General features: G+C 34.1%; 23 protein-coding genes. 19 read left to right on the top strand and 4 right to left on the bottom strand.

Going from position 1 to position 25,249, the window contains the following annotated elements:
* The first annotated feature begins 83 nt into the window (after window positions 1-83).
* Window positions 84-1,274, top strand: coding sequence for an ankyrin repeat domain-containing protein (locus tag I862_RS04505; RefSeq protein WP_038539375.1), 1,191 nt, complete (start codon window positions 84-86; stop codon window positions 1,272-1,274).
* A 473-nt stretch (window positions 1,275-1,747) separates the two neighbouring features.
* Here I862_RS04505 and ykgO read toward each other — a convergent pair whose 3' ends face one another.
* Window positions 1,748-1,873 carry a type B 50S ribosomal protein L36 gene (gene ykgO, locus I862_RS04500; RefSeq protein ID WP_038539371.1) on the bottom strand — a complete coding sequence of 42 codons (126 nt, stop codon included), beginning with the start codon at window positions 1,871-1,873 and terminating at the stop codon, window positions 1,748-1,750.
* Between the two features lie 908 nt (window positions 1,874-2,781).
* Here ykgO and I862_RS04495 point away from each other — a divergent pair.
* Window positions 2,782-5,532: a sodium:solute symporter family transporter gene (locus tag I862_RS04495; protein WP_038539368.1), complete on the top strand. Its 2,751-nt coding sequence runs from the start codon at window positions 2,782-2,784 to the stop codon at window positions 5,530-5,532.
* A gap of 290 nt (window positions 5,533-5,822) precedes the next feature.
* Here the strand turns inward: I862_RS04495 and I862_RS04490 are convergent, their stop codons facing one another.
* The 3 genes from I862_RS04490 to I862_RS04480 form a co-directional block, all read right to left on the bottom strand.
* Window positions 5,823-6,062, bottom strand: a complete 240-nt coding sequence (locus I862_RS04490; RefSeq protein ID WP_038539365.1) for a hypothetical protein — start codon at window positions 6,060-6,062, stop codon at window positions 5,823-5,825.
* Window positions 6,063-6,373: 311 nt separating this feature from the next.
* Window positions 6,374-6,778, bottom strand: a complete 405-nt coding sequence (locus tag I862_RS04485; protein WP_038539363.1) for a hypothetical protein — start codon at window positions 6,776-6,778, stop codon at window positions 6,374-6,376.
* 38 nt (window positions 6,779-6,816) lie between these two features.
* The gene (locus tag I862_RS04480; RefSeq protein ID WP_267880540.1) at window positions 6,817-7,650 is read right to left on the bottom strand and encodes a class I SAM-dependent methyltransferase; all 834 of its coding nucleotides are present in this window, start codon (window positions 7,648-7,650) and stop codon (window positions 6,817-6,819) included.
* Between the two features lie 222 nt (window positions 7,651-7,872).
* Between I862_RS04480 and I862_RS04475 the strand changes: the two genes are divergently transcribed.
* The 17 genes from I862_RS04475 to I862_RS04400 all read left to right on the top strand — a co-directional run bounded on the left by I862_RS04475 (window position 7,873) and on the right by I862_RS04400 (window position 25,248).
* Complete coding sequence (locus I862_RS04475; RefSeq protein ID WP_038538395.1) at window positions 7,873-8,160, top strand: transposase; 288 nt, start codon at window positions 7,873-7,875, stop codon at window positions 8,158-8,160.
* On the top strand, window positions 8,058-9,011 hold the full coding sequence (locus I862_RS04470; protein WP_148299465.1) for an IS3 family transposase: 954 nt from the start codon (window positions 8,058-8,060) through the stop codon (window positions 9,009-9,011). The genes I862_RS04475 and I862_RS04470 overlap by 103 nt, the downstream gene beginning before the upstream one ends.
* Window positions 9,012-9,266: 255 nt before the next feature.
* Window positions 9,267-9,497, top strand: a complete 231-nt coding sequence (locus I862_RS08700) for a transposase (RefSeq protein WP_199398843.1) — start codon at window positions 9,267-9,269, stop codon at window positions 9,495-9,497.
* Between the two features lie 1,083 nt (window positions 9,498-10,580).
* Window positions 10,581-11,645, top strand: coding sequence for a pentapeptide repeat-containing protein (locus I862_RS04465; RefSeq protein ID WP_038539356.1), 1,065 nt, complete (start codon window positions 10,581-10,583; stop codon window positions 11,643-11,645).
* Window positions 11,646-12,629: 984 nt separating this feature from the next.
* The gene (locus I862_RS04460; RefSeq protein WP_038539352.1) at window positions 12,630-13,520 is read left to right on the top strand and encodes a nucleic acid/nucleotide deaminase domain-containing protein; all 891 of its coding nucleotides are present in this window, start codon (window positions 12,630-12,632) and stop codon (window positions 13,518-13,520) included.
* 458 nt (window positions 13,521-13,978) lie between these two features.
* On the top strand, window positions 13,979-14,932 hold the full coding sequence (locus tag I862_RS07860) for an ankyrin repeat domain-containing protein (protein ID WP_052646428.1): 954 nt from the start codon (window positions 13,979-13,981) through the stop codon (window positions 14,930-14,932).
* Between the two features lie 357 nt (window positions 14,933-15,289).
* The gene (locus I862_RS04450; RefSeq protein ID WP_052646426.1) at window positions 15,290-16,492 is read left to right on the top strand and encodes a hypothetical protein; all 1,203 of its coding nucleotides are present in this window, start codon (window positions 15,290-15,292) and stop codon (window positions 16,490-16,492) included.
* Window positions 16,476-17,384 (top strand): hypothetical protein, encoded by a 909-nt coding sequence (locus I862_RS04445; protein WP_038539348.1) that lies wholly within the window; start codon window positions 16,476-16,478, stop codon window positions 17,382-17,384. The genes I862_RS04450 and I862_RS04445 overlap by 17 nt, the downstream gene beginning before the upstream one ends.
* A 261-nt stretch (window positions 17,385-17,645) precedes the next feature.
* Entirely contained in the window at window positions 17,646-17,879 is a 234-nt protein-coding gene (locus I862_RS04440) for a helix-turn-helix transcriptional regulator (RefSeq protein ID WP_038539345.1), read from the top strand.
* Window positions 17,876-18,352: a hypothetical protein gene (locus I862_RS04435; protein WP_038539342.1), complete on the top strand. Its 477-nt coding sequence runs from the start codon at window positions 17,876-17,878 to the stop codon at window positions 18,350-18,352. The genes I862_RS04440 and I862_RS04435 overlap by 4 nt, the downstream gene beginning before the upstream one ends.
* Window positions 18,349-19,176: an ATP-binding protein gene (locus tag I862_RS04430; protein WP_052646424.1), complete on the top strand. Its 828-nt coding sequence runs from the start codon at window positions 18,349-18,351 to the stop codon at window positions 19,174-19,176. The genes I862_RS04435 and I862_RS04430 overlap by 4 nt, the downstream gene beginning before the upstream one ends.
* Before the next feature lie 23 nt (window positions 19,177-19,199).
* On the top strand, window positions 19,200-19,733 hold the full coding sequence (locus tag I862_RS04425) for a hypothetical protein (protein ID WP_052646422.1): 534 nt from the start codon (window positions 19,200-19,202) through the stop codon (window positions 19,731-19,733).
* Between the two features lie 3 nt (window positions 19,734-19,736).
* A complete protein-coding gene (locus tag I862_RS04420; protein ID WP_038539339.1) occupies window positions 19,737-20,471 on the top strand; it encodes a hypothetical protein in 735 nt (244 codons plus the stop codon).
* Entirely contained in the window at window positions 20,468-22,561 is a 2,094-nt protein-coding gene (locus I862_RS04415; RefSeq protein ID WP_199398788.1) for an AAA family ATPase, read from the top strand. The genes I862_RS04420 and I862_RS04415 overlap by 4 nt, the downstream gene beginning before the upstream one ends.
* 333 nt (window positions 22,562-22,894) lie before the next feature.
* Entirely contained in the window at window positions 22,895-23,353 is a 459-nt protein-coding gene (locus I862_RS04410; RefSeq protein WP_038539336.1) for a crossover junction endodeoxyribonuclease RuvC, read from the top strand.
* A gap of 1 nt (window position 23,354) precedes the next feature.
* On the top strand, window positions 23,355-23,738 hold the full coding sequence (locus I862_RS04405; protein ID WP_038539334.1) for a DUF6362 family protein: 384 nt from the start codon (window positions 23,355-23,357) through the stop codon (window positions 23,736-23,738).
* 289 nt (window positions 23,739-24,027) lie between these two features.
* Window positions 24,028-25,248, top strand: a complete 1,221-nt coding sequence (locus tag I862_RS04400; protein WP_095666401.1) for a site-specific DNA-methyltransferase — start codon at window positions 24,028-24,030, stop codon at window positions 25,246-25,248.
* Window position 25,249: the final 1 nt, after the last annotated feature.

The following is a 25,249-nucleotide window of genomic DNA, read 5'->3' as shown; positions in this document are numbered from 1 at the left end:
AAAACTTAATTATAAGCTAATTGTATTTCCAATTTATTATCCTATAATTGCGGTTTAATAATATTAGATAAATACATTTTTATATGAGATATTCTAGAGATTTTACTTTTACAAATTTTGTAGAAACAAATAATTTAGAAAAAATAAAAATTGCATTGGGCAAAGAGCCAGAGCTCAAAGAATTCATAGATAGGAAAGGGAATAGCTTAGTTTCGGTGGCGGTTGAAAAAGGTGATTTAAAGCTACTAGAATTTCTTATAAGTAAAGGAGCTGATTTAAATGTTGTAAATGCAGAAGGTAAGACTCCTTTAATGATTGCTGCTTCCAAAAGATCGGAAGAAATTTTAAGGATGCTTTTAGAGAATAGAGCAGAGGTTGACAAGAGAAATGACCGCAATTCCGACCGATATAAGTGGACTGCTTTAATGTATGCAGTGAATATAGGATATAGCAAGGGAGTCAAAATTTTACTCGAAAATAAAGCCGATGTTAATAAGAAGGATAATGACGGATGGACAGCATTAATGCTGGCTGCAAGCTCAAATGATAAAGAAATGGTTAAGCATTTACTGGCTCGCCCTGAAATTGAAATAAACTCTCTAGATTTAAAAGGAAAGACAGCATTAATATATGCTGCGGAAAACAATGAGGAAGAAGTAATTAAGTTATTACTTGAAAAAGGAGCGGAAGTAAATATCAGTGATAACAACGGTAGAACAGCCTTAATTTATGCGGTAAGGATAGGAAGTTCGGAAATAGCGGAATTACTAATTAATAACGGTGCTGATATAAATAAAGTTGATAGCTATAAACTAACTGCACTATTTTATGCAGTATCTGATGATTATTTAGATAGTAAAAAACAGCATCAATCTAATATTATATTATTGCTTATCAAAAATGGTGCTGACCCACATGCTAAAAATGAGCATGGCGCAAGTGCGTTTGAGCTAGGAAATTTAAAGATTAAAAAGCTGTTGCAAGATAATGATGATTTTGAATCTCCGGAGGTTCAAGAATTATCGGAAGTTGACTGTAGTACCGAATCGTGGGGGATCAAGCAAGCTCGTGAAACAATAAGTAAATTTTTTAGTGCCTCAAAAAATGAATTATCTGAAGTCGAATTAGATAACGATTATGAAAAGAGCCCGATGACTAAAAAAAGAAGCAGCAGAAGCTCAAATGAAGAGTTTTTCTTCGGAAGCCCTACAGGAAGAGCCGGTACTTGGGCTGGTAGAACAGCTTATAAAAGCGAAGAGGGCAGGGGATTTTAAAAACAATAAACCTAAACTTATAGTAAATTGAGTCGTAAATCTCACAATGCAAGCTTTTTAACCTGCTTGCTTTATAAAAAATAAGATGAATTTTGGAAAAAACCGCTGGAGTAGCTGAAAATTTATTTAAAAAATATTTAAAGAGTTAAATGCCCTACATATAGGGAGCATAGTTGAACAATAAAAAAAATAAACTAAGTTTACGTACAAATGGTATAGTCATTTATAAAGTGCACGCACCATAAATAGCGGCTAGATGAGTGTTTCTTACTATTCTTATTATCTGATTTTCAGTTATAGGCTATATAGTCATATTAAACTTAACTTAATTCACTATATATATAGTGAGCTGTTTATTAATTACTTATAAGCAGTGTTTTATGATATTTTAATTGTTAAGTTAATAGGTAATAAACAAAAAAGACTTTTCATAATAAAAAGCTTTTTAGAAATCTTCAATAAGTAATTAAAAGTTAAGCCTGCTTAGCTTTGAATTTTGGGTTTGCTTTATTAATAACGAGAACTCTACCCTTTCTTTTAACTATCTTACAATTTTTATCTCTTGTTTTAGCAGATTTTAATGATGACAAAATTTTCATAAGTATTATTTACTAAGTTTTATAACCTAATATATCCAAAAGTTACTCAATAAGCAAGGTATTTCTCAGCAAAGTTAACGTATAAATATTAAAAATTTTTTATATCGGGATTTACCTATGGTGTTATTCTAATAATTATTTGGGCAACAACACCGGTAAATGCAATCTTATAACTACAAAAAAATATATGAAGCATTAATTTAAAGCGGGGGAGTATAAATAGAGCGCTTAATAAGAATACAAATAAGCTTATATATTATAAAAACATTGACCTGAAAGTTAATTAATACTTACTTTATGTTTAGCTATAATTAATATATTTACTTAATGTCTTGGTTGAAAATTTTTAAAGTTAAAAAATATTATATTTTTTATCTTTAAAATTATCATGTTAGCACAGTAATAAGGCTGCAATTATTTTTAGTATATCAAGCTCTTAGGCTTCTAAACCACTCTTATCAAGATGTAGCAAATGGTAATTATTTATTATCCAATTCTTAATAAAATAGCTATTGTCAAATTAATTAACATTCTTTAATCTATTTCAAAGTTAAATAAATAACTTTGAGGCTATTATAATGTCTATTTTCAAAAAATCTTTTATTTTTGGTGCTGCAGCAATAGCTATTTGTGTATTTTCTAGCTTCAAAATTAATAGTAGTAATGTGTTTGCCAATTCTGAAAATGTGCATAATTTATTTTATTCCAAGAATGCATTTCTATGTCAAAATGGCGGCGATATGTAATTTAGTTATTAGCATATAATGCTTTCAATATAATTCTAATGTTATATATACAATTAGATAATCAACTAACTTAATAGGCATTGGTTGTGTATACAATAATACCTTTGCCAATCTTTAAAATTTATCTTATAATTTATTAAAATACTTATTAAAATAATTTAAATGTTAATATTAAGTTATATTGATCTATCAATTGTCTTATTTTTCCTTTTTACTTGCTTAGTGATTGGTCTATATAAATCTGCTCAAATAAAAACCTTAAAAGAATTTGCTTTAGGATTTAAAGGAGTTTCTGTAACTGTATTAGTGTGTGCTATATTTGCATCATCGGTAGGAGCGGGCAGTACAATAGGAGTAGTGGGAAAAATTTACGAGTCTGGCTTCCTTTTTGTTGTCAGACAATTGTTAGCACCTATATATTGGATAATTCTTATAAGAATTATTATTAATAATATAAACTTATTTAAGGGATGTATTACATTAAGTGAAATAATGTTCAAGCTTTATGGTATGCCTGGCAGGTGGGTAATAGTTCTGGCTTCAATTATAAGAAGTTTAGGAGCTATAGCTTCTCAAGCATTAGCATTAAGTTTTGTTTTTAGCTATTTCCTTGGTATTGAAATGGCATATGGAATATTAATTGGTTATGGGATAATTACTATATATTCTGTGCTTGGAGGTATAAGAGCAGTAATACACACAGAGATTTTTAAATTTATTGTTTTCTTCCTTATCATTCCAATCTCTTATATTTTAGTCTTTTCTAAAAGCGGTGGGTTTGAAGTCTTTTTTCATAAGCTACCTGAATCACATCTAAAAATAGATTTATCTACTAACAACCTTAGCTTACTTTTTAGTTTTGTATTATATGCACTAATACCGGGGTTTTATCCGGCTTTTATTCAAAGATGCTTAATTGCAAAGGATACTGCACAGTTAAAGCAAGCTTTAAAAATGATTGCATTAATATCTTTGCCATTTGCTGCGGCTCTTTGCTTAATTGCATATAAAATGAAAGCTGATTATCCGAATATGAGTTCAGATGTAGTATTATTTTCTTTTATTGGGTTATTGCCTTCTATTATGCAAGGTCTTATGGTTTCAGGGCTTATTGCAGTAATTATGTCCTTAGCAGAAGCTGAAATTAATGCAACGAGCATTATTCTTGTTAATGATTTTCTATTGGTGCTTTATCCTAATTTAACTAATAGAGTACAACTCATTGCTGTTCGGCTTAGTACTGTACTTCTAGCTATTTCTTCATTATCTGTTATTAGGTTAAGTAATGACATTTTAAACTTAGTGTGGTTAATAGCTAATTTTTGGGGACCTGTAGTATCAGTGCCAATGATGGCAGGATTTTTAGGTTTTAAGACAAACAGTAAATCCTTTATAATTAGTGTTACGGCAGCAATGCTTTTTACCTTTCTTGGAAGATGGATTGTTGGTGAATTCGCTATTATGAGCTGGAGCTTTGGTATACTAGGAAGCTTGATTGGGTTTTTTGGAACTCATTATTATCAGCTAATCAATCGCAAAATTGGTAGAGCAGAATTGTCATTAAATATTAAAGACCTAATATTTACTAACTCCAAAAATAAATTTTTAGAACTTATAAAGAATTTCTCAAAATTTTTTCAAAGCATTTTACATCTAGTTTTAAAAGGCACAGATCAGCATAAACTGGAAATCAGAAAGTTTTGTACCTTTACTCTTTCTTATTATTTTTTATATAGCCTATATATAACATCAAGTCCTGGTCATACAATATTTGCTTACCTTATAATTATAGGTTATTTTGCCTGTATGGCATTGTTGTTTAGAGAATTTATAGCTAGTAAAAGGTTTATAGAAAAATATCTACATTATTATTGGTATTTCCTGATTACCTTTTGCTTACCCTTTGTTTCAAGCTATATGCTATTTATTGGGTTTAATGATCCATTTTGGGTTATTAACGGCATATTATCAGCTTTCTCACTTTACCTATTCGTTGATACTAGAAGGTTTATATTATTTTATTCTATAGGTGTTATATGCGCATTTATTCTTTTTAGACAAAGTGGAGATGATTTCGAATCATTCCAGGGAATTGCAACGGCTAGTCGTATAGCCTATATTTATCTATTTTTCTTGTTCGCAACTCTCTTTTTCCTCCGCAAACGTGAGAAGGAGCAGGAAGAAAGAGTAGAAACTATGCATATGTTCGGTGGCGCTATGGCACATGAGGTAAAAAGTCCATTGGCTACTATGGATATGTATGCAGGGCACTTAGGCTCATTACTGGAAGAAGCAACTAATAATAAACAGAAACAAGGCGACTTTTATTTTTTAAAAATTAAAGAAACTGAATTAGAAATGATTTTAGATGCCGGGAAGACATTGAAAAAAATAAGTTCCCATGGAATTACCACCGTTGATACTTTACTAGCTTCAATGAAGAGTTCCGTAATTTCTGATGATAAAAAAGAATTGTTTATGAATGAGTTTATAGATCTGGCAATATCTGAATATGAGCTCTTAAAGCAAAAACAAGACGGTATAAAGATTATAATCATAGATAACTTCCATTTTTACGGGTCTATGTATTTCATGAAGCAAATGTTATTTAACCTTCTTAACAATTCATATAAGTATGGCGGCAAGAACGTAAAAATAAATATAAGAGTAGAGAATAATAAGCTATACTTCAGGGATGACGGCAAAGGTATAGCAGAAGAAGATATACCTTATATATTTGATAAGTTTTATACCAAGAGTAAAAGCGGAACGGGTATCGGGCTTGCTTTCTGCAAAATGGTAATGCAGGATTTGGGCGGATATATCGAGTGCAAATCCAAATTAGGTAAGTATACTGAATTCATTTTAACTTTTCCTAAGCTTAAGAAGAAAAAGAAGCTAACTAGGAAATAGACCATGAGATATTACTCGCTTCCTCTAATATTTGGTGGGCGAAAAACACTAATATTCCTTCCATCCAGCAACAAGTAACCAAAGCGTGGGCTAGGTTGTTCAATATTCAGCTGGTAAGAGCGATAAATCGGTAAAGCAATCAAAAAAATAATTATTTATTAAAGAGAAATAAAAAAGGGGAGTTATGATAAATTAATTAGACTTCTTGCAAAGGTTTAATTTTTTAAAAATGCAAAAAAGTCTAATATTTAATTTCAAATAATTTTAACTTAATAAGTTACTATTTAAATTTAGAAATCAAAAAATTCTGAAACTTGAGCTACCCAGTTATTTGCAAATAAAGAGTCAGCACTTCCAAGATCATTATTGCCTCCTCCATTATGCTTAGGGCTCGCGGAAGGTGAAAGGTTCGGAGATGGCGACGGGATATTAATATCTATACAGCTTCCATCATCGGCATATTCACTGCCTAGCGCAACACCTAATGGACTTATTTGGCTCCAGAAGAAAGCAAATCCTCCATCATTCAATCCTTGACTATCAAACTGCTCATTAACACCATTCCCGGTAATATTAGTAATTTGTATTTTACTTCCGACTAAAGTACCATCGGTTTGAAACTTTTGAGCAAATAAATTACTTGCCGTACCTGAAGTCTCCGTTAATTTAACAGGATATCTTACTGTTGCTACCCAAGTATCAGAGTTCCTTTTCTTCTTCTCTACTTTTTCGGGAAAACATCATATAATACCTTGGCTATTATCTATTTTTATAAAAACATTGTTGAAAAAAAGAGTACACTTCATCGAAGGTATCATCAGTCAATGGCACGAGAGTGCGATTACTTGGGGACCATATCCCAGGGCAAGCCGGTAACCATAACAGTATAGCATGGCTCCTTAAGTGGCATGACATAATGCCAAGTATTTTTATCCGGCATTTCATACATAGTTTCTGTTGTGAAAATCCCGCTATATATTATCGGCGGCTTTTCTTTGCCGTACCCTATTGCAGTCTCATATTCCCCTTTCAATATCGCCATAGCACTAGGCCAAGGATGAGAATGGAATAAAGGTTTTTCTTTGCTTACATGTATCCTATGGAGGTTTACTCGAATGTTTCCTATCTGTCTCCATATTCGGTCTACATTGGGAAATTCGTCATTAATATTTAAACTTTTCCAATCGCTTTTATTTTGAAGCAAAGTTGGCATATCAGATAACACACCAACTAGTATACTCAGCATCTCACCTTATTTCATATATTTTTCCGTTGTTTGTAATATTATTCATACCAATCCATATAGTATTGATCATCGTGATTAATAAGGCAGTGTTCTGCTGTTTCTTTTTTTCTTGCGGATATAGATACAGAGAAGGATTGTTCCGGGCCTTCTATCCTGTCGGGACCAAGAGTAAGGCTGTAATACGATGCGCTTATGATATCAAACCTATCGTTAGCAAAAAGCTGGGATAGACTCTGAATATCGAAGTCGTTCCATACTTCTGTTAAGTATGCATTACCGTCTTTCGCAAAAAGTTCTTGCTTGAACGAACACAAATTATCGTCTTGCATGTCTTCTATTTTATGGCAATTTTTGGTTGAATTGAAGTATATATGTTTCTCCATCGCTGATTGCATAGACACTTTGATATAGCCTGGAAAAGCATTGTTTGCTTCAGTAGCTTTCTTGTATATTTCAGCGCATTTTTCATCCATGTACATCTTGCGTAAATACAAGGAATTTGCTGTCACAACAGCAATGCCATTTGGTTTAAGTAAGTTATAAATGCCATCAATCATTAGCTTTATATCTTTAGAGCAGTAAAAATGTATTATATTTTGGATGTTAACTATGTCAAACGCTTCTTGATATAAACCGTCAATTTTATTTAGTGAGAAGATATCATCGTCTAGAACGGTTAATCTGTTTTGCAAAACATCCTGCGGCACTTTATTGCTTACATATGTTTCAAATGCTAATCTTGCGCTCATCTCCTTATAAGCAATATCAGCTGCCACCACATTTGCTCCGGAAAGCAATTCCCTCCATACGGTCATGCCAATCCCTGCACCTGTATCTAATACGTCCGGTTGCGTTTTGTTGACTGATTCAATTAATGATTCTTCTAATTCTTTAGGGAAAATTGGTACACTTTTGCCATAATATTTTTCCTTTCTTGCTCCAACCTCTCTCCTTACTAATATTTTTATCTATACCGCTTTCATCAATGTATACAATATCCTGCAAACTTATATGAGAAGTGCTCCCCAAAAACTGGAACAGTTGAGAGAGGAGGATTTAGGGTGTAAATTAAACTTAAATATAGAAGGTAATTTATGACTAAATCAAATATAAAGAAGAAACCCCATACAGCAGCATATAAATTTAAGGTAGCGCTAGCAGCCTTGAAAGGAGATAAGACGATAAGCCAGCTTTGCCAAGAATATGCGGTAGTATCCAGCCAAATATACAAATGGAAAGCCGCCTTATTAGAACATGGTTCTGAAGTATTTAAGAACGCTTGCACAACTCAAGATCCAAACAAAGAGATAGAAGCATTACATGCTACTATAGGGAGATTAAAGGTAGAGAACGATTTTTTGTCGAAAGTGCTAGGCAAATAAGCCTGGCGAAGCGACAACAAATAGTAAATACATCTAAAGGTAGCAAGCTAAGTAAACGTTGCAAGGCAAAATTATTGGGAGTCAATTTATCAAGCTTATATTATAAACCTAAAGTGTTATCGGATGATGTTACTTTGATGAATGAAATTAAAGATTTACATAACCGTTATCCATTTATGGGCTACAGGAGGATTACGGTATTACTAAGTCATGCCGGATATGAAACGAACCGCAAGCGTGTATTAAGGATAATGCGTATATTGGAAATACAGGCTATCTATCCTAAACGTAATTTATCAAAGCGCAGACAGGAGGATGTGGTGTATCCATACCTACTTACAGAATATAAGCCCGTTAAACCTAATGATGCTTGGAGTATTGATATTACCTATATAAAAATGCAAGGAGGCTTTATCTATTTAGTAGCACTAATAGATATAGTATCACGCATGATAATAGGGTGGTGTTTAAGTCCCTACCTTGAAACAGAAAGTTGTTTAGAGGCTTTTAATATGGCTATTGTATTAGCTGTTCCTACTATTATCAATTCAGATCAAGGATGTCAGTTTACCAGTAAGAAATGGGTTGAGAAAATGCAAGAATATCAGATATTAATCAGCATGGACTCAAAAGGTGCTTGGCTGGACAATGTATGGATTGAAAGATTTTGGCGCAGCATAAAATATGAGGAGGTATATTTAAAGTCATATGATAGTATAGCTGAGGCAACCCAAAGTATTGCCCAATATATTGAGTTCTATAACCACAAAAGGCCTCATCAGGCCTTAGGATATAAAACTCCTGCTCAAGTTTACTTAACATTAAAAAGGAGTGATATAAATAATATATAAGACACATAGTTACAAGGCACAAACCCTCCAAGGAGCGCATTGTCCCTACTTGAACGAGCCGGCAGTTATAGATAACCTCAGTAAATCTAAGTTTAATATTGACACCGGCAGCCTTCAAGAGTTATAAGAAAAAAAATATCTGTAACAGACATGTAACCAGGTATAAAGAAAGAAATACAGGTAGAGAACTTCTTTGTCTGGATTCCTTAAAAACAAACCTTATTTCTCCTCAACTCAGAGGTAAGTTCATTCCAAATAAATGGGAGCACTTACGATAATGCATCATTCCATAAGTCGAAAAAGACTCAAGTACTAATTGAATCAGTAGGGTGTAGGATTATATTCCTGCCTCCTTACTCTCCTGATCTTAACCCGATAGAAAAGTTTTGGGCTAATATGAAGCGATGGATAAAAAATAACATATTAAATTTAACTGACTTATATCATACTATATTACTGTTCTTCTCCATCCCTATTACAGGTTGATTTACTATAATAAAATTTGTTACTAATAAAATAGTAATGTGTTCTGAGAGGGAGGGGTGGTTAAATAAACTTGAGCTACTATATTATACTGCAAAGCTATTGCTTGAACGAAGTGCATACAGTTTGAGTGCTAATACAGTAGAAATTTAACGGGTTTAAGATATTAAATGCTTGAAACAGGTCTCTGTAAAGCGCTTGTAATCAAAGTTAATAATTTTTATTTTATGAAATACCTTTATATGAAATGCAGAAAATAAAGAGTTAGTAAATATAAAATAAATATTGTAACCTAGGTATTGCCTGGTGCGCCCGAGAGGAGTCGAACCCCTAGCCTTTAGATCCGTAGTTTAATAAGTTGTTAGATTTACCCGGGTTTCAATAAATAGTTTTTTATTTAAAATTCAAATGCTTACTGCTATTACAAGATAATTGATAATAGTAGCATTATGCCACGTGTACTAACTGTGTACTAAAGAGGGGGAGGGTTATAGAGAAAAGCTAATAACGTAAGTGTAGAAAATATATTATTAATTGGTTCCGACGTCAGCGTTTCAGAATGTTATCTCCTATGTTTATAATTTTCATATGAAACTATGCGAGCAAAGAAAACTTTTCAACAAGATATTGAGAAGATAATACCATGCTTATATAAAATACCTGCCTCATATATTATGGCGAATATAAGAAATTTGTAAATAATAAATCCCAATCTTGTTCGGCGTTTTGTTATTGACTACGGTTAAAATTTATTTCAGGTAAAAATTTTAGGGTTTATGAATAAGAGGTAAGTTTAATAAAACTAATCCTAGGAGATAAGCTAGTAATTTGTATTATTCTTAAAAACACAGGCATAAGTTTTGTGTTATCGTAGGTTCAGATTCCTCTCCATTCATCCTTTTCTTTTTTTTATCGCTATTAATGGTGATGATAAAAAGCAATTGTTAGGGTTGCTTCTATTATGGTTAAAGTTTATAGATTGCATATTAATAATTAGAGTGAAATAAATATTGCAAAGATAATGATATTATCTATATAAGTAGCAAATACACTTTCTTATAATGGCCTTTCTTATAATGGTAATTAGTGGATAAAGATTTTTTAAAAAGGAATGCATATAAATTTCTTTATTTTCTTTATGATAAATTATGTATTAGATTTATTGTAGAAAAATTCCATCCCTCTATTAATAATGCAAGGTCGCCAAGTACTTTTCTTCTGTGGTTTCTAAGTATTTATATAGGGTTGTTTGGTATTGCTTATGTGCGTTACGAACATAAAATCAATAGACTTGAGAATCGTTTAAATATTATTTCTTTTCAAGCTGATACTGAAAATTGGAAGAGATATTTTAAGAAGATATCTAGCTTGCAACGTACTTTAATCCCTTATCCTCCTTCAATTGATAAGCCTATTACATTACTCTATTCTTTATTGCCTTCTAAGGATACTTATGATCTTGAAGTTATTAGTGAATTGCAGGATTTAATTGTGAGTAAAAAAGCTGAGCTCAGCGGAATGATGCTTAATAAATTAATCTTAATTGATGTTAATGATGATACATATTATACCAAACCTAATAAATATAAATATGGCCGGCTCTTTGAAAGGGATTTTATTCGATCCAATTTTTCGAAGTCATGGTTAGATGAAGTAAAATTTTCATATATTGATTTTGCACATTCAAATTTTGATAATGCCTCACTACATAAGGCTGGTTTGAATCGTTGTAATTTCGAATACTCAAGTTTTTATCAGGCAAGCTTAATAAGCTCTGATCTTAGCTATGCAAACTTGCAAAGTACAAATATGCACTCTTCTGTTTTAATGGGGGCGGATCTTAGGGGGGCTATATTAATAGGTGCTAATTTGTATAATACTTATGACTTAGATAAGGCGAGATTGAAAGGGGCTTGGTATAATTCGAATGAGTTCCAGTTTCCAAGAGACTTAGTGGCAGACATAGAAATAGAAGAGTTTTGTATGAGACGGATGAATGAAGATATTTGTGCCTTTCGTATATCAGATTTTCCATATGGTATTTTAGGAAATGCTACAGTATTTCCTGAAGAATTCAAACCAGAAGATCATGGCATGATTGATGCTTATAAAATAATAGAGATGATAAAAAAAGAGCAGACAGAAAAATAGTAAATCTTAAGGTAATGTAAAAATTTAGAAAATTGATGGGATTTACTGTTTGCTAAATTGTATAATTAATGAAGCGGTTTTCTATCATTAACACATAACAACTATATTTGTAGCTTAGGAGACGCTGAAATAATATTATTTAAGTGTAGAATCACTTTAGCATTTAGTAATTATTTATTTAATACAGAGCATGATAAGTGTAGCACTTTATTATGCATAGAAAGAAATTAAATAATGCTTGGTTTTGTTTTAATTATTATCCATAAAGCAATATAAAGATTAATATGGGTATGTTTTATACTATAAACTTATAGCCTTACTTTTAATAAATAAAGTTATATATTAGCAAATACAATAGGTTAGAGCAAGAGTATGAGAGCACAGAAAGCAGTAAGTATTTTAAAGTAAAGCACTCTAAAAACAGCTGTAAGCCGCATATTACCTGGTGCCGAAGAGAGGATTTGAACCTCCGACCTACTGATTACGAATCGGATTAATAATTATTTTAAGTCATTAAGAATGACAAGTTAAGCTATTGTATTTTATAGTTTAATTGATTGCAACATTTATAATTTTTTTCCTACTTTTTGTTTCGTGTACTAACTGTGTACTAAAGAGGGAGCGAGTTATAGAGAAAAACGCAAGAATTTACTACCAATAGATTGGAAACTTTTAAAATAAAAATACTACTTGAGAGGTATATTTATTCTTACTACATATATATAAGTAATAAATATAGGTGGTATCTAAATTCTTAGTTAACTTAACGAGGTATTAATAATATTTTAATAATAATTCTAAATTAATTTAAACTAATAAAGTATGTTAACTAAAATCCCTTCCATAATTAAACTTTTTGCTTTATAATGTGTTTAAAAGCAGCTTTCTTTCTTATATGGTTAAAAGAAAATAGAGTTACTATAACTTATCTCTTTAGCTATCTTGTCTTAGAAAGTACCAAACCGAAATGAGAAGTGTATAAATATGCATGGCAGAGAAAGAGATATAAATGATATTCCTCCGAAAAGTAGAAGGCTGGATTCAATAGGGGCTCTAATAGAAGGAACTAACCCGTGTGGTGCGGCTTATTTTGACGGAAGAACATTATTGCTTGCTACTAATAATAATATTGAATCAGAGCTGATAAAAGATATTAAGAGATTGCTTACTTATATAAGCGTAAGTTCGGAATTGCAGTATAGTGATAGAGAAAAGCCTGATTATTATGAGTGGAGAGAAACTATTAATCAAAGAATAAAAGATATAAAAAGGCAATACTGCACTAGATTTAGAAATAAAGGTAAGTATTACGAGCAATTTACTGCTGCTTTAGAAAAAGTAACAAACTCAATAATACTTGCTTATTCAAACCCTAGTGATGAAAGAGCGTTTACAACAGGCTTTGTAAGAACATTAGCTGAAAATAGATATACCTTTATTGAAGGAAAGCAGAATGTGCATGCAGAATTAAAAATCATTCAACATCTTATGGAAAAGAAAAGAATAGGAAGAAGAGGAGGTACTGAAGAGTCAATTTATATAGGGGTATCAAAGCGATGTTGCTTAAAATGTGAAAAGATGATTGAAGCTATAAATGAAGCAGCCGGAGAGATGGGGTTTAGTGCAATAGAGGAGCTTATAAGCATAAGGGGTATACATAGACAAATTTTTCCTGCTACTATCCCGGATTTTATTGATTATAATAATAACATATTAGAAGAAGGATTTAGAAGGAATATTAGACGAAAATTTCTGGCAAAAATGGAAGTAGATAGCCTAAGCAAAGCATTTGCAATGAAGGGAGAGAGAAGAGTTGACGGTAGAATACAAGTACATGAAAGATCGCCACACCTGCGTATAGGTTTAAAGAGGTAGAGGCGCCTGAGATACTAAGAGAAGTACCTGAGGTAGACAAAAACAGAAGAAAGTGTTAGCTCTTCAAGCTATATTAGGGCTATACCGGAAGAAAGTGAAAAAGAAAAAGAAAAAGAAAAAGAAAAAGAAAAAGAAAAAGAAAAAGAAAAAGATAAGCCTATAGGAAATAAGAAAAGAAAGGGTAGAAATGAAGAAAGTGAAGAATTTAATGATGAGAAAACAGATAGAATAGGTAGACCAGCCAACCATGCAAAGAATAAAGAAGGTCACGTTGCTCAAATTAGACGATCTAGAATGGATAAAGGGAAGCAAAAAGACGACGGTAGATCTATTGGATAATAAAAAGTAGTTTTGCAATATAATTTTTATTTTTATATACTGAACGTTAAATGTATAAATTATTGATTTATTTAAGATAGTGAATTATAATGTTTTGTAAAAGATAAAAAAGGTATAAAATGAAAGAAAGTCAAAAAATGCTAGAGGCTTATGGTGAAGAAGGAATAGAATATATTAAATCTTTCTTAAAAAAGGGGGGAAATATAAATGAGAAAGATGATGATGGGAGTGAAATGGGACTCCTTTATTATGCAGTTACTCGTAAAGATGCTAAGATGGTTGAGTTCCTACTGAAACATGAAAAATTAGATGTCAATTCCCAAGATTACTTTGGTACTACTGCTTTACATGTAGCTGCCCGTAATGGGTATATGGAAATAGCAAAGTTGCTTCTAGCAAGGGGGGCTGATGTCAATTTAACTGATAAAGAAGGGGAGACTCCGTTACATAACTCTATTTTAACTATGCATTGTCTTGAACTAATCCCTTTACTTATGGGACGTGGTGCTAATATTCATGCAAGAAGAGCAGAAGAAGGTAGTACAGTTTTACATTTAGCTGCCAGAACAGGTGAAGTGAAGATTTATAAATGCTTGCTTGAATTTGGTGCTGATCCTGATATGCGTACTTTTGAATTAAAAGATATTGTAGATGGTGAGGAAGTAGTTACAAGGAGTTATTCTGCGAGAGAACTATACAGAAAACTATATCCCGAAAAAATAAAAGAATTTGAAGCTGCTGAAAGGGAAGTTGAAATTGAAAGGGATAATAAGTTTCGAAGCATAATTACAGTTGGATCTAAGAAACGTGTAATTGGTTCTACAGAAACTCAAGGTATAGTTGAGGAAAATGGATATGAGCCTGAAGGAGAAGTAAATATAGAAAATTCTAGCAATATTATAGCTGAAAGAGGTTCAGCTGACTCATCACCTGATAAGCCCTCAGCAAATTCTCAGGGAAGCGTAGAAGGAAGATGGGTGAGTTCTATAGCTAAAAAACCTAGACTTAGTAAAGACTTTATAAATCCAGCTAATGATCAAGGAACCCAGCAATCAGTAGTTAGAGGGTCTTAAGGGGATTGCTACAAATGTCTTGCCGGTGGGGAGGGTAGGTGCTTAGGTTTAATAAATGCTAGGCTTAGATTCACCTTTTGTGACTAAAAGTATTATTAAAAAAATAAAGACTGTTTTTTAAATCAATAAGAACAGTCTTTTTTTATATATATGCTTTATTTATGTTTGATTACTTCTATAGCAATATAAATTTAATATATTTTAATATCACAGCAGCACCATAGCACACATACAAGTAATTTAACAAAATAACTATTGCAAATTTATTAAGCATTGTATTAAACCTGATATTTAAGATATTAGTTAATATTTAAAATAGTTTTAATGTTTTATTAATAAATAAGGATGTTACTCAGCATGTCTTATAATTTATACTGCTTACCTGAAGTTATTATTAGATTTGCCCGTAACCTTCCTAAGCAATCACTTCAAAATTACTTTAATTGTAGATTTCCTTTCCTCTCTAAAAACATAAATTGGGATTCTTCCCAAGCAGGTATCATGTATTTAGTGATAGAAGCAGCAAAGCAAATGGAGGAGAACGACCTTGCATTACTACACGCCGATGCTGAACGTATACATGAGATGACGGATGAAGTAGGGCAAGCAGCTCTACTATCGGTAGTTAACGACAAGAAAACTTATCAGGCACTTGGTAACGGTTATGACCGAGCTCTATGGTTTCTGCTTAATGAATATACATCATTCTGCTGTGCTGAAGATATCCGTTACACTGATCATCATAGGTTAGGTAGATTGTGGGATGGGTTTTTAGGCTCAAAAAACCTGGAAGTTAAAACTGAGACAGAGCAAATAGAAGCTTTTAAACAAGGGGTTCTTAGCTATTTTAATATAGGAGGCAATATTAAGATAGAGCTATTTAGGTATACCCGTAACAATGCTGATAATAACTCCGAAGTTGTTCAGGTAATGTTATACCGTGAAGGATTACCTGATAACTACCTTGCTTTTGATGGAGAAGAGGTTGTACCGAGATTAATGCGTCCCGTATATGAGATGGTATTGATCTATGAACCTGCAACCGGCTGGATTGAAGTGATTGCTAAAGGGCGTGAATATAGAGAAGAGCTGGCTAAGTTATTTTCAATCTCTTTGCTGCAAAGCTTAATCGGTTGTGAACGTATTCCACTCAAGCGATATAATATAAACAAACTAAGAAGTTTTTATGACTTTCCGACTGATCCTGAAGATGGAATAGAGTCGGTTAAAGTAACTATGCTAGAGCTTAAAACATATGACAACAGCAGCAAATTAACATTTGAGGTTAGCTCAAGATCAGATTGCAATATATATGAAAATTTAAACAAATGGTTTGATATAAATGATCCGTTAGGACGGGGTATTTTATTAAATAAGGTAAAATTATTAGTTCACTTCTTCCCTGATAAGGTAAACCCAAGAGGAATAACATTACCAATAAAGATTACCTGGCCTAACGGATGTGATTTAAAAAGTAAAACTGAGAAAGAACGGTTAATAGGAGATAAGTACTTTTTACGTTGGGGTTTACTTGAGGAGGTTGATGGTAACAAGCATTAGCACTAAAGCAATTTGCTTATTGAATCAAATAATGTCTTCTCCAATCCCTGCAATTACCGCACAAAATTTTATTGAGCATTTTTACTTAGAAGGCAAAGAACTATTAGAGCTTGGGGCTTTAGTACCTGCAGTACATTGTAAATATGTAGAAAACATATGTGATCATGAAGGGAGGTTAGTTGAAATCGTAAGGCATGATAGAGAATTCAAATACTTTTCCTATACTTCAGGATGGGTTGCTGTTTCGTCTCAGGAAATAACTGTATACCAAGTAAGTATGAAGTGGGTTATAAAGCTGATAAAAAGTAGTATAGGGATAACTTACTCTGATGCAAAACAAATAGATGAGCATATATGGGTACTGGGTGAGGCATGGCTAAAGCATATAAAAGTGCCGGTTATCCTGGCAAGCCGCTTAAGACAAAAAGCTGTATATGAAACACTGTCAAATTATCTGTTAGAAAGACATAGTAAAAGACCTGCATTAGTACTTACGCTTGATCTTAACTTACCATCTTATATCACTTTACCTACAAAAAACAGGCTTGTTACAATTCAGGATGCAATGGTTTTCAGCCATGAAAAGTTTAGCTTAAATATCTCATTTTTAGCAGAAAAGATGGGGAATAATATTACACAACATGGATTTAGTAACGGATATAGAAATCTTAACTTAAACGATAAAGCTTATAGATTCTCAAATCAACAGGCATCAATACTTGAGATATTGGATAAGAGCGGTTGTCCTATGCATAAGCATGAAATTACCGCATTATCGAACTCTATGCAAAATGATTTGAAAGGAATATTTAGAAAGCAGGGAAAATATCACCCGGCATGGGGAGAAGTTATTAAATACGACGGTAAAGGAAATTACTGGCTTGAATATTAATAATCGAATAAAATAGCATTTTTCTAAATAAACCGCTTATTCACACCGATTCTCACACCGCTATCCTTACTCTTTTTTAAGAATAAGTAAAAAATAATACTAAAAAATAGGTTGTCCTCTATCAAGATTTTCCTTCTTATGAAATTTTTTTATAAGAAACTGCATTTCACACCGAAAATCACACATCTGTCACACCGAGTTTCACACCGCCCATATGCGATTATCCTCTTTGTCATGCTAACTGATTAATGAGGATTCAAAATGACCGACAAGCAGTTTTTAAACCAGATAGAAGTATCTAAGCGCTGGAGTATATCACCAAGAACATTAGAGCGTTGGAGGTGGCTCGGTACAGGACCATGTTTCGTAAAGATTGGAGGATTGGTGCGTTATAAGCTTGAGGACGTAAAACAATATGAAAATGATCACATACTAAGCAGTACATCTGAAGCTTTCATATCTGCTAAGCAAATAAAGAGCAGGGGTAGTATATGATTACCTTAAAACAAATAGCGAGTATGCCGATTGGAGAGGTAGCAAAACTTCCTCCTAAGCAACTGTTAAAACTTATAGAAGAAGCGAGCATGCAATTAGTAAAAGCAAAAACTATTAGAGATTGGTTGCAAGGAGCACTAAGCTTGCGTTATGAGGAGAAAGCAAGAGCTAAACGTTTGAGGACGGGTAAAGATACCGGTACCATTAGATTGGATGATGAAGGTATAAGTATAACATGTGAACTACCTAAAAAAGTAGAGTGGGATCAGAACGAGCTTTTCGGGATTGCTTTAAAACTAATGTCAGAAGGAAAGGAAGTTAGTGAATATTTAGACTGTGAGTATTTTATCCCTGAAGTAAAATATCAATCCTGGCCGCCTGAAGTAAAAGCATTATTTGAAAGTGCACGCACTATAAGAACCGGAAAGCCGAGCTACAAGTTAAGTGATACAGAAAAGAGAGGTAATATATGAAAAACATTATCTCAGCTGATCAAAGGCTTAAAGAACAAAGGGGAGTAAAAGGAGTTATTTTCGGTAAAGCCGGTATAGGTAAAACTTCTCTACTGCTCACCCTTCCGACAGAAAGCACGTTATTTATGGATCTGGAAGCGGGGGATCTTGCAATTGAGAATTGGAGAGGGGATACTATACGCCCGCAAACCTGGCAGGATTGTCGTGATTTTGCAGTATTTATAGGAGGGGCTAACCCGGCATTAAGGGAAGATCAGCCTTATAGTAATGCTCATTATGAAGCGGTATGTAAGAAGTTCGGTAACTCGGAGGTTTTAAATAAATATGAAACTATCTTTATAGATAGCATAACGGTTGCAGGAAGACTTTGCCTGCAATGGTGTAAAGGCCAACCTCAGGCATTTAGTGAACGCACCGGTAAACCAGATATACGCGGAGCTTACGGATTACACGGACAGGAAATGATATCCTGGCTTACGCACTTACAGCATACCAGAGATAAAAACATATGGTTTGTAGGTATACTTGATGAAAGGTCGGATGAATTTAACCGCAAGGTATTTGCTCCTCAAATTGAAGGTTCAAAGGTAGGTCTGGAGCTGCCCGGTATTGTAGATCAGGTAATTACTATGGCTGAAATTAGAAATGAAGACGGTAATCTTTCTCGAGCCTTTGTTAACCATACTCTTAACCCTTTTCATTATCCGGCGAAAGATAGGTCAGGAAGACTGGATTTACTGGAAGAGCCGCATTTAGAGAAGTTAATGAAAAAGATAAAAACTGGTAACCGTTTACCGCTTATCCACCTTGAACCAATTAATTAAATAGAAAATAAGGAGAACAAATAATGACATGGAATGATTTTAACTCTGCTGAAGAGCAAGGTACTTTTAACCTTATACCTGCAAATACTATAGCTAAAGTAAAGATGATAATACGTCCCGGCGGTTATGACGATTTGGAACAAGGTTGGACTGGAGGTTATGCCACACAAAATGATGTTACGGGATCAGTATATCTTAATTGTGAATATATAATATTGGAAGGTGAATATGTACACCGTAAAGTATGGGGATTAATCGGGCTTTATACTTCTAAAGGAACAGCTTGGGCAAATAGGGGAAGAGCTTTTATAAAAGCTATGCTTAATTCTGCATATAACCTGCACCCTCAGGATATGTCTCCCTATACGCAAGCTAAACGCCACATTAAAGGATTAAGTGATTTAGACGGTATAGAGTTTTTAGCTCAAATTGAAGTAAGCAAGGATAAGAGCGGAGAATCTAAAAATGAAATACGTTTAGCAATCACTCCTGATCATAAAGACTATGCATCTTATATGAATAATATTTCCGGCAACCGAACTGAAAGAGGATGGTAGGAAATGTTAGAGATCAACCAACAAAAGTCTGCTCATATTAATACATTTATTGATAAGTATTTAATGAGTATACGACAACCAAAGCGCAGTTACTTAGGAGCTTCAAGGTTAGGAGCAGAATGCAGCCGAGCATTACAATATGAGTTTTTAGAAGGATGTAGTAAGATTAGTGCTAGAACTCTTCGTATCTTTGCTATCGGTCATTTGTTTGAAGCGTTAATCATAGACTGGATGAAAAATTCAGGTTTTGAGCTTGCGACAGTTGATGATACGGGCAAGCAATTCGGATTTGAAGTAGCAGAAGGAAAGATTAAAGGTCATATAGACGGAATAATAAAAGATGCTCCTAAAGAACTCGGATTATCATACCCTGCGATATGGGAATGTAAGTCACTAAACAATAAATCCTGGAATGATACGGTAAAGCGAGGAGTAGCAATTTCAAAGCCTATTTATGCTGCTCAAATTGCGCTTTACCAGGCCTATATGGAAAGCTCCATTCCCGGTATTTCACACAATCCTGCCTTGTTTACCGCAATCAATAAGGATACTGCCGAACTTTACCATGAGCTTATCCCGTTTGATGTAGAGGTGGCACAAAAAATGAGCGACAAGGCGGTAAATATACTACGCGCTTGTGATGCAGGGGAGCTACTCCCCCGTATTGCAGCTAACCCGCAATATCATATTTGTAAACTATGCAGTTGTCAGGATAAGTGTTGGGAGGAGAAACTATGACTGAAAATATTGTTTGGTTTAATTTTAACCATGCTCAAGAACAAATAAGAGATAAGAGAGAGCGTAAAGAAAAATTAAGAAGTGATTTACTGAATAATCTTTCATCTTATCTGCTTAGATTGCTACCAAGCGGACATATTAGAGGTCATAAGTTTTATATCGGTGATATAAACGGAAATAAGGGTAAAAGCTTGGTAGTAGAACTAAGAGGAACTAAGAAAGGAATATGGCATGATTTTGCCACGGGTGAAGGAGGTGATGTATTTGGCTTATGGGCGGCTGTTTTAAGTAAGAATGGTAAATTTGGAGATCTTCTTGATGCAGTCGATAATTGGCTTGGGTATTGTTCAAGTTTTACTAAAATTAAATCTTCTAAATTAAATGATCTTGGGGCTTATACAGCTAAATGGGATTACTTGAATAGTGAGGGTAAACTGATTGCATGCGTATATCGCTATGATTTAAAGGATGGCAAGAAGCAATATAGACCTTGGGATATAAAAACAAGCTGTATGAGAGCTCCCGATCCCCGTCCTCTTTATAACCAGCCCGGAATTAAAGAAAACGAATGGATAATATTAGTTGAAGGGGAGAAGTGTGCTGAGGCTTTAATCAGGCAAGGTATTTGTGCTACAACTGCAATGAACGGTGCCCAAGCTCCAATTAATAAAACCGATTGGTCACCTCTAATAGGAAAGCAGGTTATAGTTTGGCCTGATAATGATGAACCCGGATTAGCTTATGCTCAAGAAGCAGCCAAAGCTATATTAAATATAGGTGCAAGTTCAGTTAAGGTTTTAACACCTCCATCGGATAAGCCGATTAAGTGGGATGCTGCCGATGCCGTGTTTGAAGGATTTGATGTTGCTGAGTTTTTAAGGGAAGCTCAATCTATTAAGCTAAAACAAAAAATACCTGCTTATAGTTTTGGGGCTCTGTTACAGGACGCTAGTCCGATGCCGGAAGACTTAATCTCTCCGCGTGTACTTACTCAGGGAGGATTATTAGTATTCGGGGGAGCATCTAAAGTCGGTAAAAGTGATTTTTTATTATCGTGGTTTACTCATATGGCAATTGGCGAGCCTTTTTTAGGGCTTAAACCACCTAAACCGCTTAAGATATTTTATTGTCAGCTTGAGGTGCAATATCATTATTTAAGAGAGCGAGTAAAATCATTGGATATGATTAATAAAGAACAAATTGAGCTTGCCTCACAAAATCTGATGATAACACCACAGCTACATATGTTATTGAACGATGAAGGAGTACTTGAGCTTACTAAAGCGATACACAAATCCTTTTCTAAAGGGGTGGATATAATTGCTATTGATCCGATTCGTAACCTATTTGACGGAGGATCTAATAACGGAGGAGAAAATGATAACAATGCAATGCTGTTTTTCTTAACTCAAAGGATAGAAAAGTTACGTGCTGCATGCAATCCAAATTGTGGGATTATACTTGTGCACCATACACGTAAGATTGGTAAAAAACAATTTGAAGAAGATCCGTTTCAGGCTTTAAGTGGTGCAGGAAGTTTACGTAGTTTTTATAGCAGTGGTATGCTGTTATTTAAGCCTGATGAAACTAAATCCGAGCGTCATCTTTATTTTGAGCTACGTAATGGATTAAATTTACCTAAGAAAATAGTGGATAAACTGGAAAATAAATGGGTTGAGTTAGAGCAAAATAATGAGAGAGTAATTTGCCAAGCATATGGTAAAAAGTTAGATCTAGAACGTGATCGTAAACAAGATATAATCCTCCAGCTGATTACTGAAGAAGCTCATAAAGGTCACCTTTACACGAGCAATCAATTTGCTGAGAAATTTGAGAACAAAGCCGGGCTTGGAGGGAAAGGTACTATTATTGAACGTATATCTGTTCTTGCTACTAAAGGGTATATTAAGTTCTGTAAAGATCTTAGTCACCTAGGCTATGCAAAAAGCAAATCAAAATATGGTTTTCTTTGTGTTGAAGATATGTACTTTAGTGAAAAAAGAATAAGTGTTCTTCCTAGCCATTATAAATGTTCCAATACCGGAGCCATTCTTCCAGTTGAAAATCAAACAGTGTGGGTAGTTCATTAAAATGAAAACGAGAAGTAAAAGATGTACGCATTATTTAGAGCAAATTCTTATCTATAAGATTTTTAAGTTATTGAAGTTTTCAAGTAACAAAATCTTAACCGAAAACTTACCCAAGCCAAGAGAAACCAAGGTATTTAGTAACTTTTTCAAGTTTGTGATTTTTAAGTTTATAACTCTAATTTTGAAAACTTCAGGAGAGTCATATTTTAATAGGGTTTAAGCTAGATTTTAAGTTTAGTTTTCCCCCTCTCTATAAGAGAGAGTACTTATAAAGTACTCTCATATAGAGGAGATGTTGGGAGCCAAAACACAAAAACATAATAGGAGAAAAAAATGAATATATTAGCACTAGACTTAGGAACAACAACGGGTTGGGCAATTAAGCATTTAGATAGCTCAATTGTTAGCGGAGTAATGAGTTTTAAGCCCGGACGTTTTGAAGGTAGAGGCATGTGCTTTTTACGTTTTCAGCAATGGCTTGAGGAGATGAATAAAACCGTGAGTGGGATTGGCATGCTTTATTTTGAAGAAGTCAGAAGACATTTAGGAACTGATGCAGCTCACATTTACGGAGGATTTTTAGCACAACTAACTGCCTGGTGTGAGTATAAGCAAATACCTTATTCCGGTGTAGGAGTCGGAACTATTAAGAAATTTATCACCGGTAAAGGCAATGCATCTAAAGAGGAAGTGATAGAAGCAATTAGAAAGCTTGGCCATAATACGAGAGATCACAATGAAGCAGATGCGCTGGCATTACTATACTTTACAATTAACAAATGGAAGAACTGATATGACCCGATGGACAAAAGAAAGGGTAGCAGAGCGTTTTGAAGAAGCTGTATTAACATTAAGGCGGTTACCTTCTGTAAAAGTACCGGGGTATTTTAGTGTATGGCCTGAGGTTATCCGTAGTGAAATGGAAATTCTGCAGCAGGATAAACTCCCATTTAAATTGGGCGCCCCGCTACCTGATGCGATTGATCGCTTGGATCAGGTATTGCAGTGGGTGTTATGGATAGAAGTAGATGAGCGTAAATTAGTTTGGCTTAGGGCAAGGGGAGTACCGTGGAAGCCGATATGTTTACGTCTGGGAGTAAATAGGACAACAGCATGGCGGCGTCATAGCGAGGCATTGAGTAAGATTGCTCAAAAGCTAAATAATATTACGCTGTAACTCGCATAAATATTTAAGATCAATTTTGTTTTCTAACCGCTTAGAAGTCAGGTAAATAGCGGTTGACAGCCGCAACAGTTTTTGAGAGAATAACAAATATGCTTAAAAGAAATGTATCCGAATGACACATTTTTAGAAATTAATTGCCTGGATAAAAAATAAAGCGACGGTTCCTTCCCTAGCCTAGGTGCTATGCGGGGGGCAAAGCCGCTCGAAATATCTAGCGTTAGGATAAAAATTCAGGTTTGCAGTTCGCAATCTTTTTTTAATATTTTATATAAATTGGCTTATGAATTTAAATGTTCAAAATATAGCTATAGAGCAGCTTATTCCTTATGCGCAGAATGCCCGTACTCATAGTGAAAAGCAGATAGTCCAAATTGCAAACTCAATTGCAGAGTTCGGGTTTGCAAACCCTATTCTTATGGGTGGAGATAACATCATTATTGCCGGGCACGGAAGATTACTTGCAGCACGTAAACTAGGCTTAAAAGAAGTTCCGGTTATTCACTTAAAGCATCTGAACGAAACACAACATAAAGCGCTGGTAATTGCAGATAACAAAATAGCTGAAAATGCCGCTTGGAATGAAGAGCTTTTAAAGATAGAGCTTGAGCAGTTGTCGGAGGATAATTTTGATATTAACCTGCTTGGATTTAGTGATAACGAACTGAATAGTCTGTTATATGATTTTAAAGATATAGAAGATGAAATTACTGAAGAAACCATCCCTGAGCCTGAAGAGCAAGCGATAAGTAAGCAAGGAGATTTATGGATATTAGGTAATCACCGCTTACTATGCGGAGATGCAACTTGTAAGGAAGATATGAATAATTTAATGAAAGGCGAATTAGCCGATATGGTATTTACCGATCCGCCGTATAACGTAGATTATAGGAGTAAAGCGGGCAGCATATTAAACGATAACCTCGGCGGCAGTTTTGAGAGGTTCTTAAGCGCGGCTTGCAGTAATATGTTAAACCTAACTAAGGGGGCACTTTATATCTGTATGTCATCTGCAGAACTTCATACCTTACAATCCGTATTTAAGAAGTGCGGTGGAAGATGGTCTACTTTTATTATCTGGGCAAAGAATGCATTTACTTTAGGCCGTTCTAATTATCAGCGGCAGTTTGAACCCATATTGTATGGTTGGAAAGAAGGCAATGACCATTACTGGTGTGGAGATCGCAACCAGGCAGATGTGTGGTTTTATAACAAACCACAAAAGAATGACTTACACCCTACGATGAAGCCTCTGGAGTTAGTCATCCGTGCGATTAAGAATTCAAGCCGGATCGGAGATATAGTACTGGATCCTTTCGGCGGTTCAGGTACAACCTTAATTGCAGCAGAACATATAAACCGAACAGCAAGGCTTATGGAGTTGGATCCTAAATATGTTGACGTAATTATCAGGCGTTGGCAAGAAATGACGGGCAAAGAAGCTATTCTGGATGAAGTAGGAAAAGCTTTTGAAGAAATAAAGAAATTAAGAATTATAAATTAAA

The sequence above is a fragment of the endosymbiont of Acanthamoeba sp. UWC8 genome (genome assembly GCF_000730245.1).
Lineage (GTDB): Bacteria > Pseudomonadota > Alphaproteobacteria > Rickettsiales > Midichloriaceae > Jidaibacter.
The sequence above is the reverse complement of the archived record's forward strand: the minus strand, read 5'-3'. Positions and strand labels throughout refer to the sequence as shown.

Bases quoted from the DNA above. Each gene is read 5' to 3' on its own strand.
- I862_RS04475 (WP_038538395.1), top strand. From the start codon at position 7,873: ATGACTAAATCAAATATAAAGAAGAAACCCCATACAGCAGCATATAAA.
- I862_RS04495 (WP_038539368.1), top strand. From the start codon at position 2,782: ATGTTAATATTAAGTTATATTGATCTATCAATTGTCTTATTTTTCCTT.
- I862_RS04450 (WP_052646426.1), top strand. From the start codon at position 15,290: ATGTCTTATAATTTATACTGCTTACCTGAAGTTATTATTAGATTTGCC.
- I862_RS04425 (WP_052646422.1), top strand. From the start codon at position 19,200: ATGACATGGAATGATTTTAACTCTGCTGAAGAGCAAGGTACTTTTAAC.
- I862_RS04415 (WP_199398788.1), top strand. From the start codon at position 20,468: ATGACTGAAAATATTGTTTGGTTTAATTTTAACCATGCTCAAGAACAA.
- I862_RS04400 (WP_095666401.1), top strand. From the start codon at position 24,028: ATGAATTTAAATGTTCAAAATATAGCTATAGAGCAGCTTATTCCTTAT.
- I862_RS04445 (WP_038539348.1), top strand. From the start codon at position 16,476: ATGGTAACAAGCATTAGCACTAAAGCAATTTGCTTATTGAATCAAATA.
- I862_RS04440 (WP_038539345.1), top strand. From the start codon at position 17,646: ATGACCGACAAGCAGTTTTTAAACCAGATAGAAGTATCTAAGCGCTGG.
- ykgO (WP_038539371.1), bottom strand. From the start codon at position 1,873: ATGAAAATTTTGTCATCATTAAAATCTGCTAAAACAAGAGATAAAAAT.
- I862_RS04435 (WP_038539342.1), top strand. From the start codon at position 17,876: ATGATTACCTTAAAACAAATAGCGAGTATGCCGATTGGAGAGGTAGCA.
- I862_RS04410 (WP_038539336.1), top strand. From the start codon at position 22,895: ATGAATATATTAGCACTAGACTTAGGAACAACAACGGGTTGGGCAATT.
- I862_RS04405 (WP_038539334.1), top strand. From the start codon at position 23,355: ATGACCCGATGGACAAAAGAAAGGGTAGCAGAGCGTTTTGAAGAAGCT.
- I862_RS04505 (WP_038539375.1), top strand. From the start codon at position 84: ATGAGATATTCTAGAGATTTTACTTTTACAAATTTTGTAGAAACAAAT.
- I862_RS04420 (WP_038539339.1), top strand. From the start codon at position 19,737: ATGTTAGAGATCAACCAACAAAAGTCTGCTCATATTAATACATTTATT.
- I862_RS04485 (WP_038539363.1), bottom strand. From the start codon at position 6,778: ATGCTGAGTATACTAGTTGGTGTGTTATCTGATATGCCAACTTTGCTT.
- I862_RS04430 (WP_052646424.1), top strand. From the start codon at position 18,349: ATGAAAAACATTATCTCAGCTGATCAAAGGCTTAAAGAACAAAGGGGA.
- I862_RS04460 (WP_038539352.1), top strand. From the start codon at position 12,630: ATGCATGGCAGAGAAAGAGATATAAATGATATTCCTCCGAAAAGTAGA.
- I862_RS07860 (WP_052646428.1), top strand. From the start codon at position 13,979: ATGAAAGAAAGTCAAAAAATGCTAGAGGCTTATGGTGAAGAAGGAATA.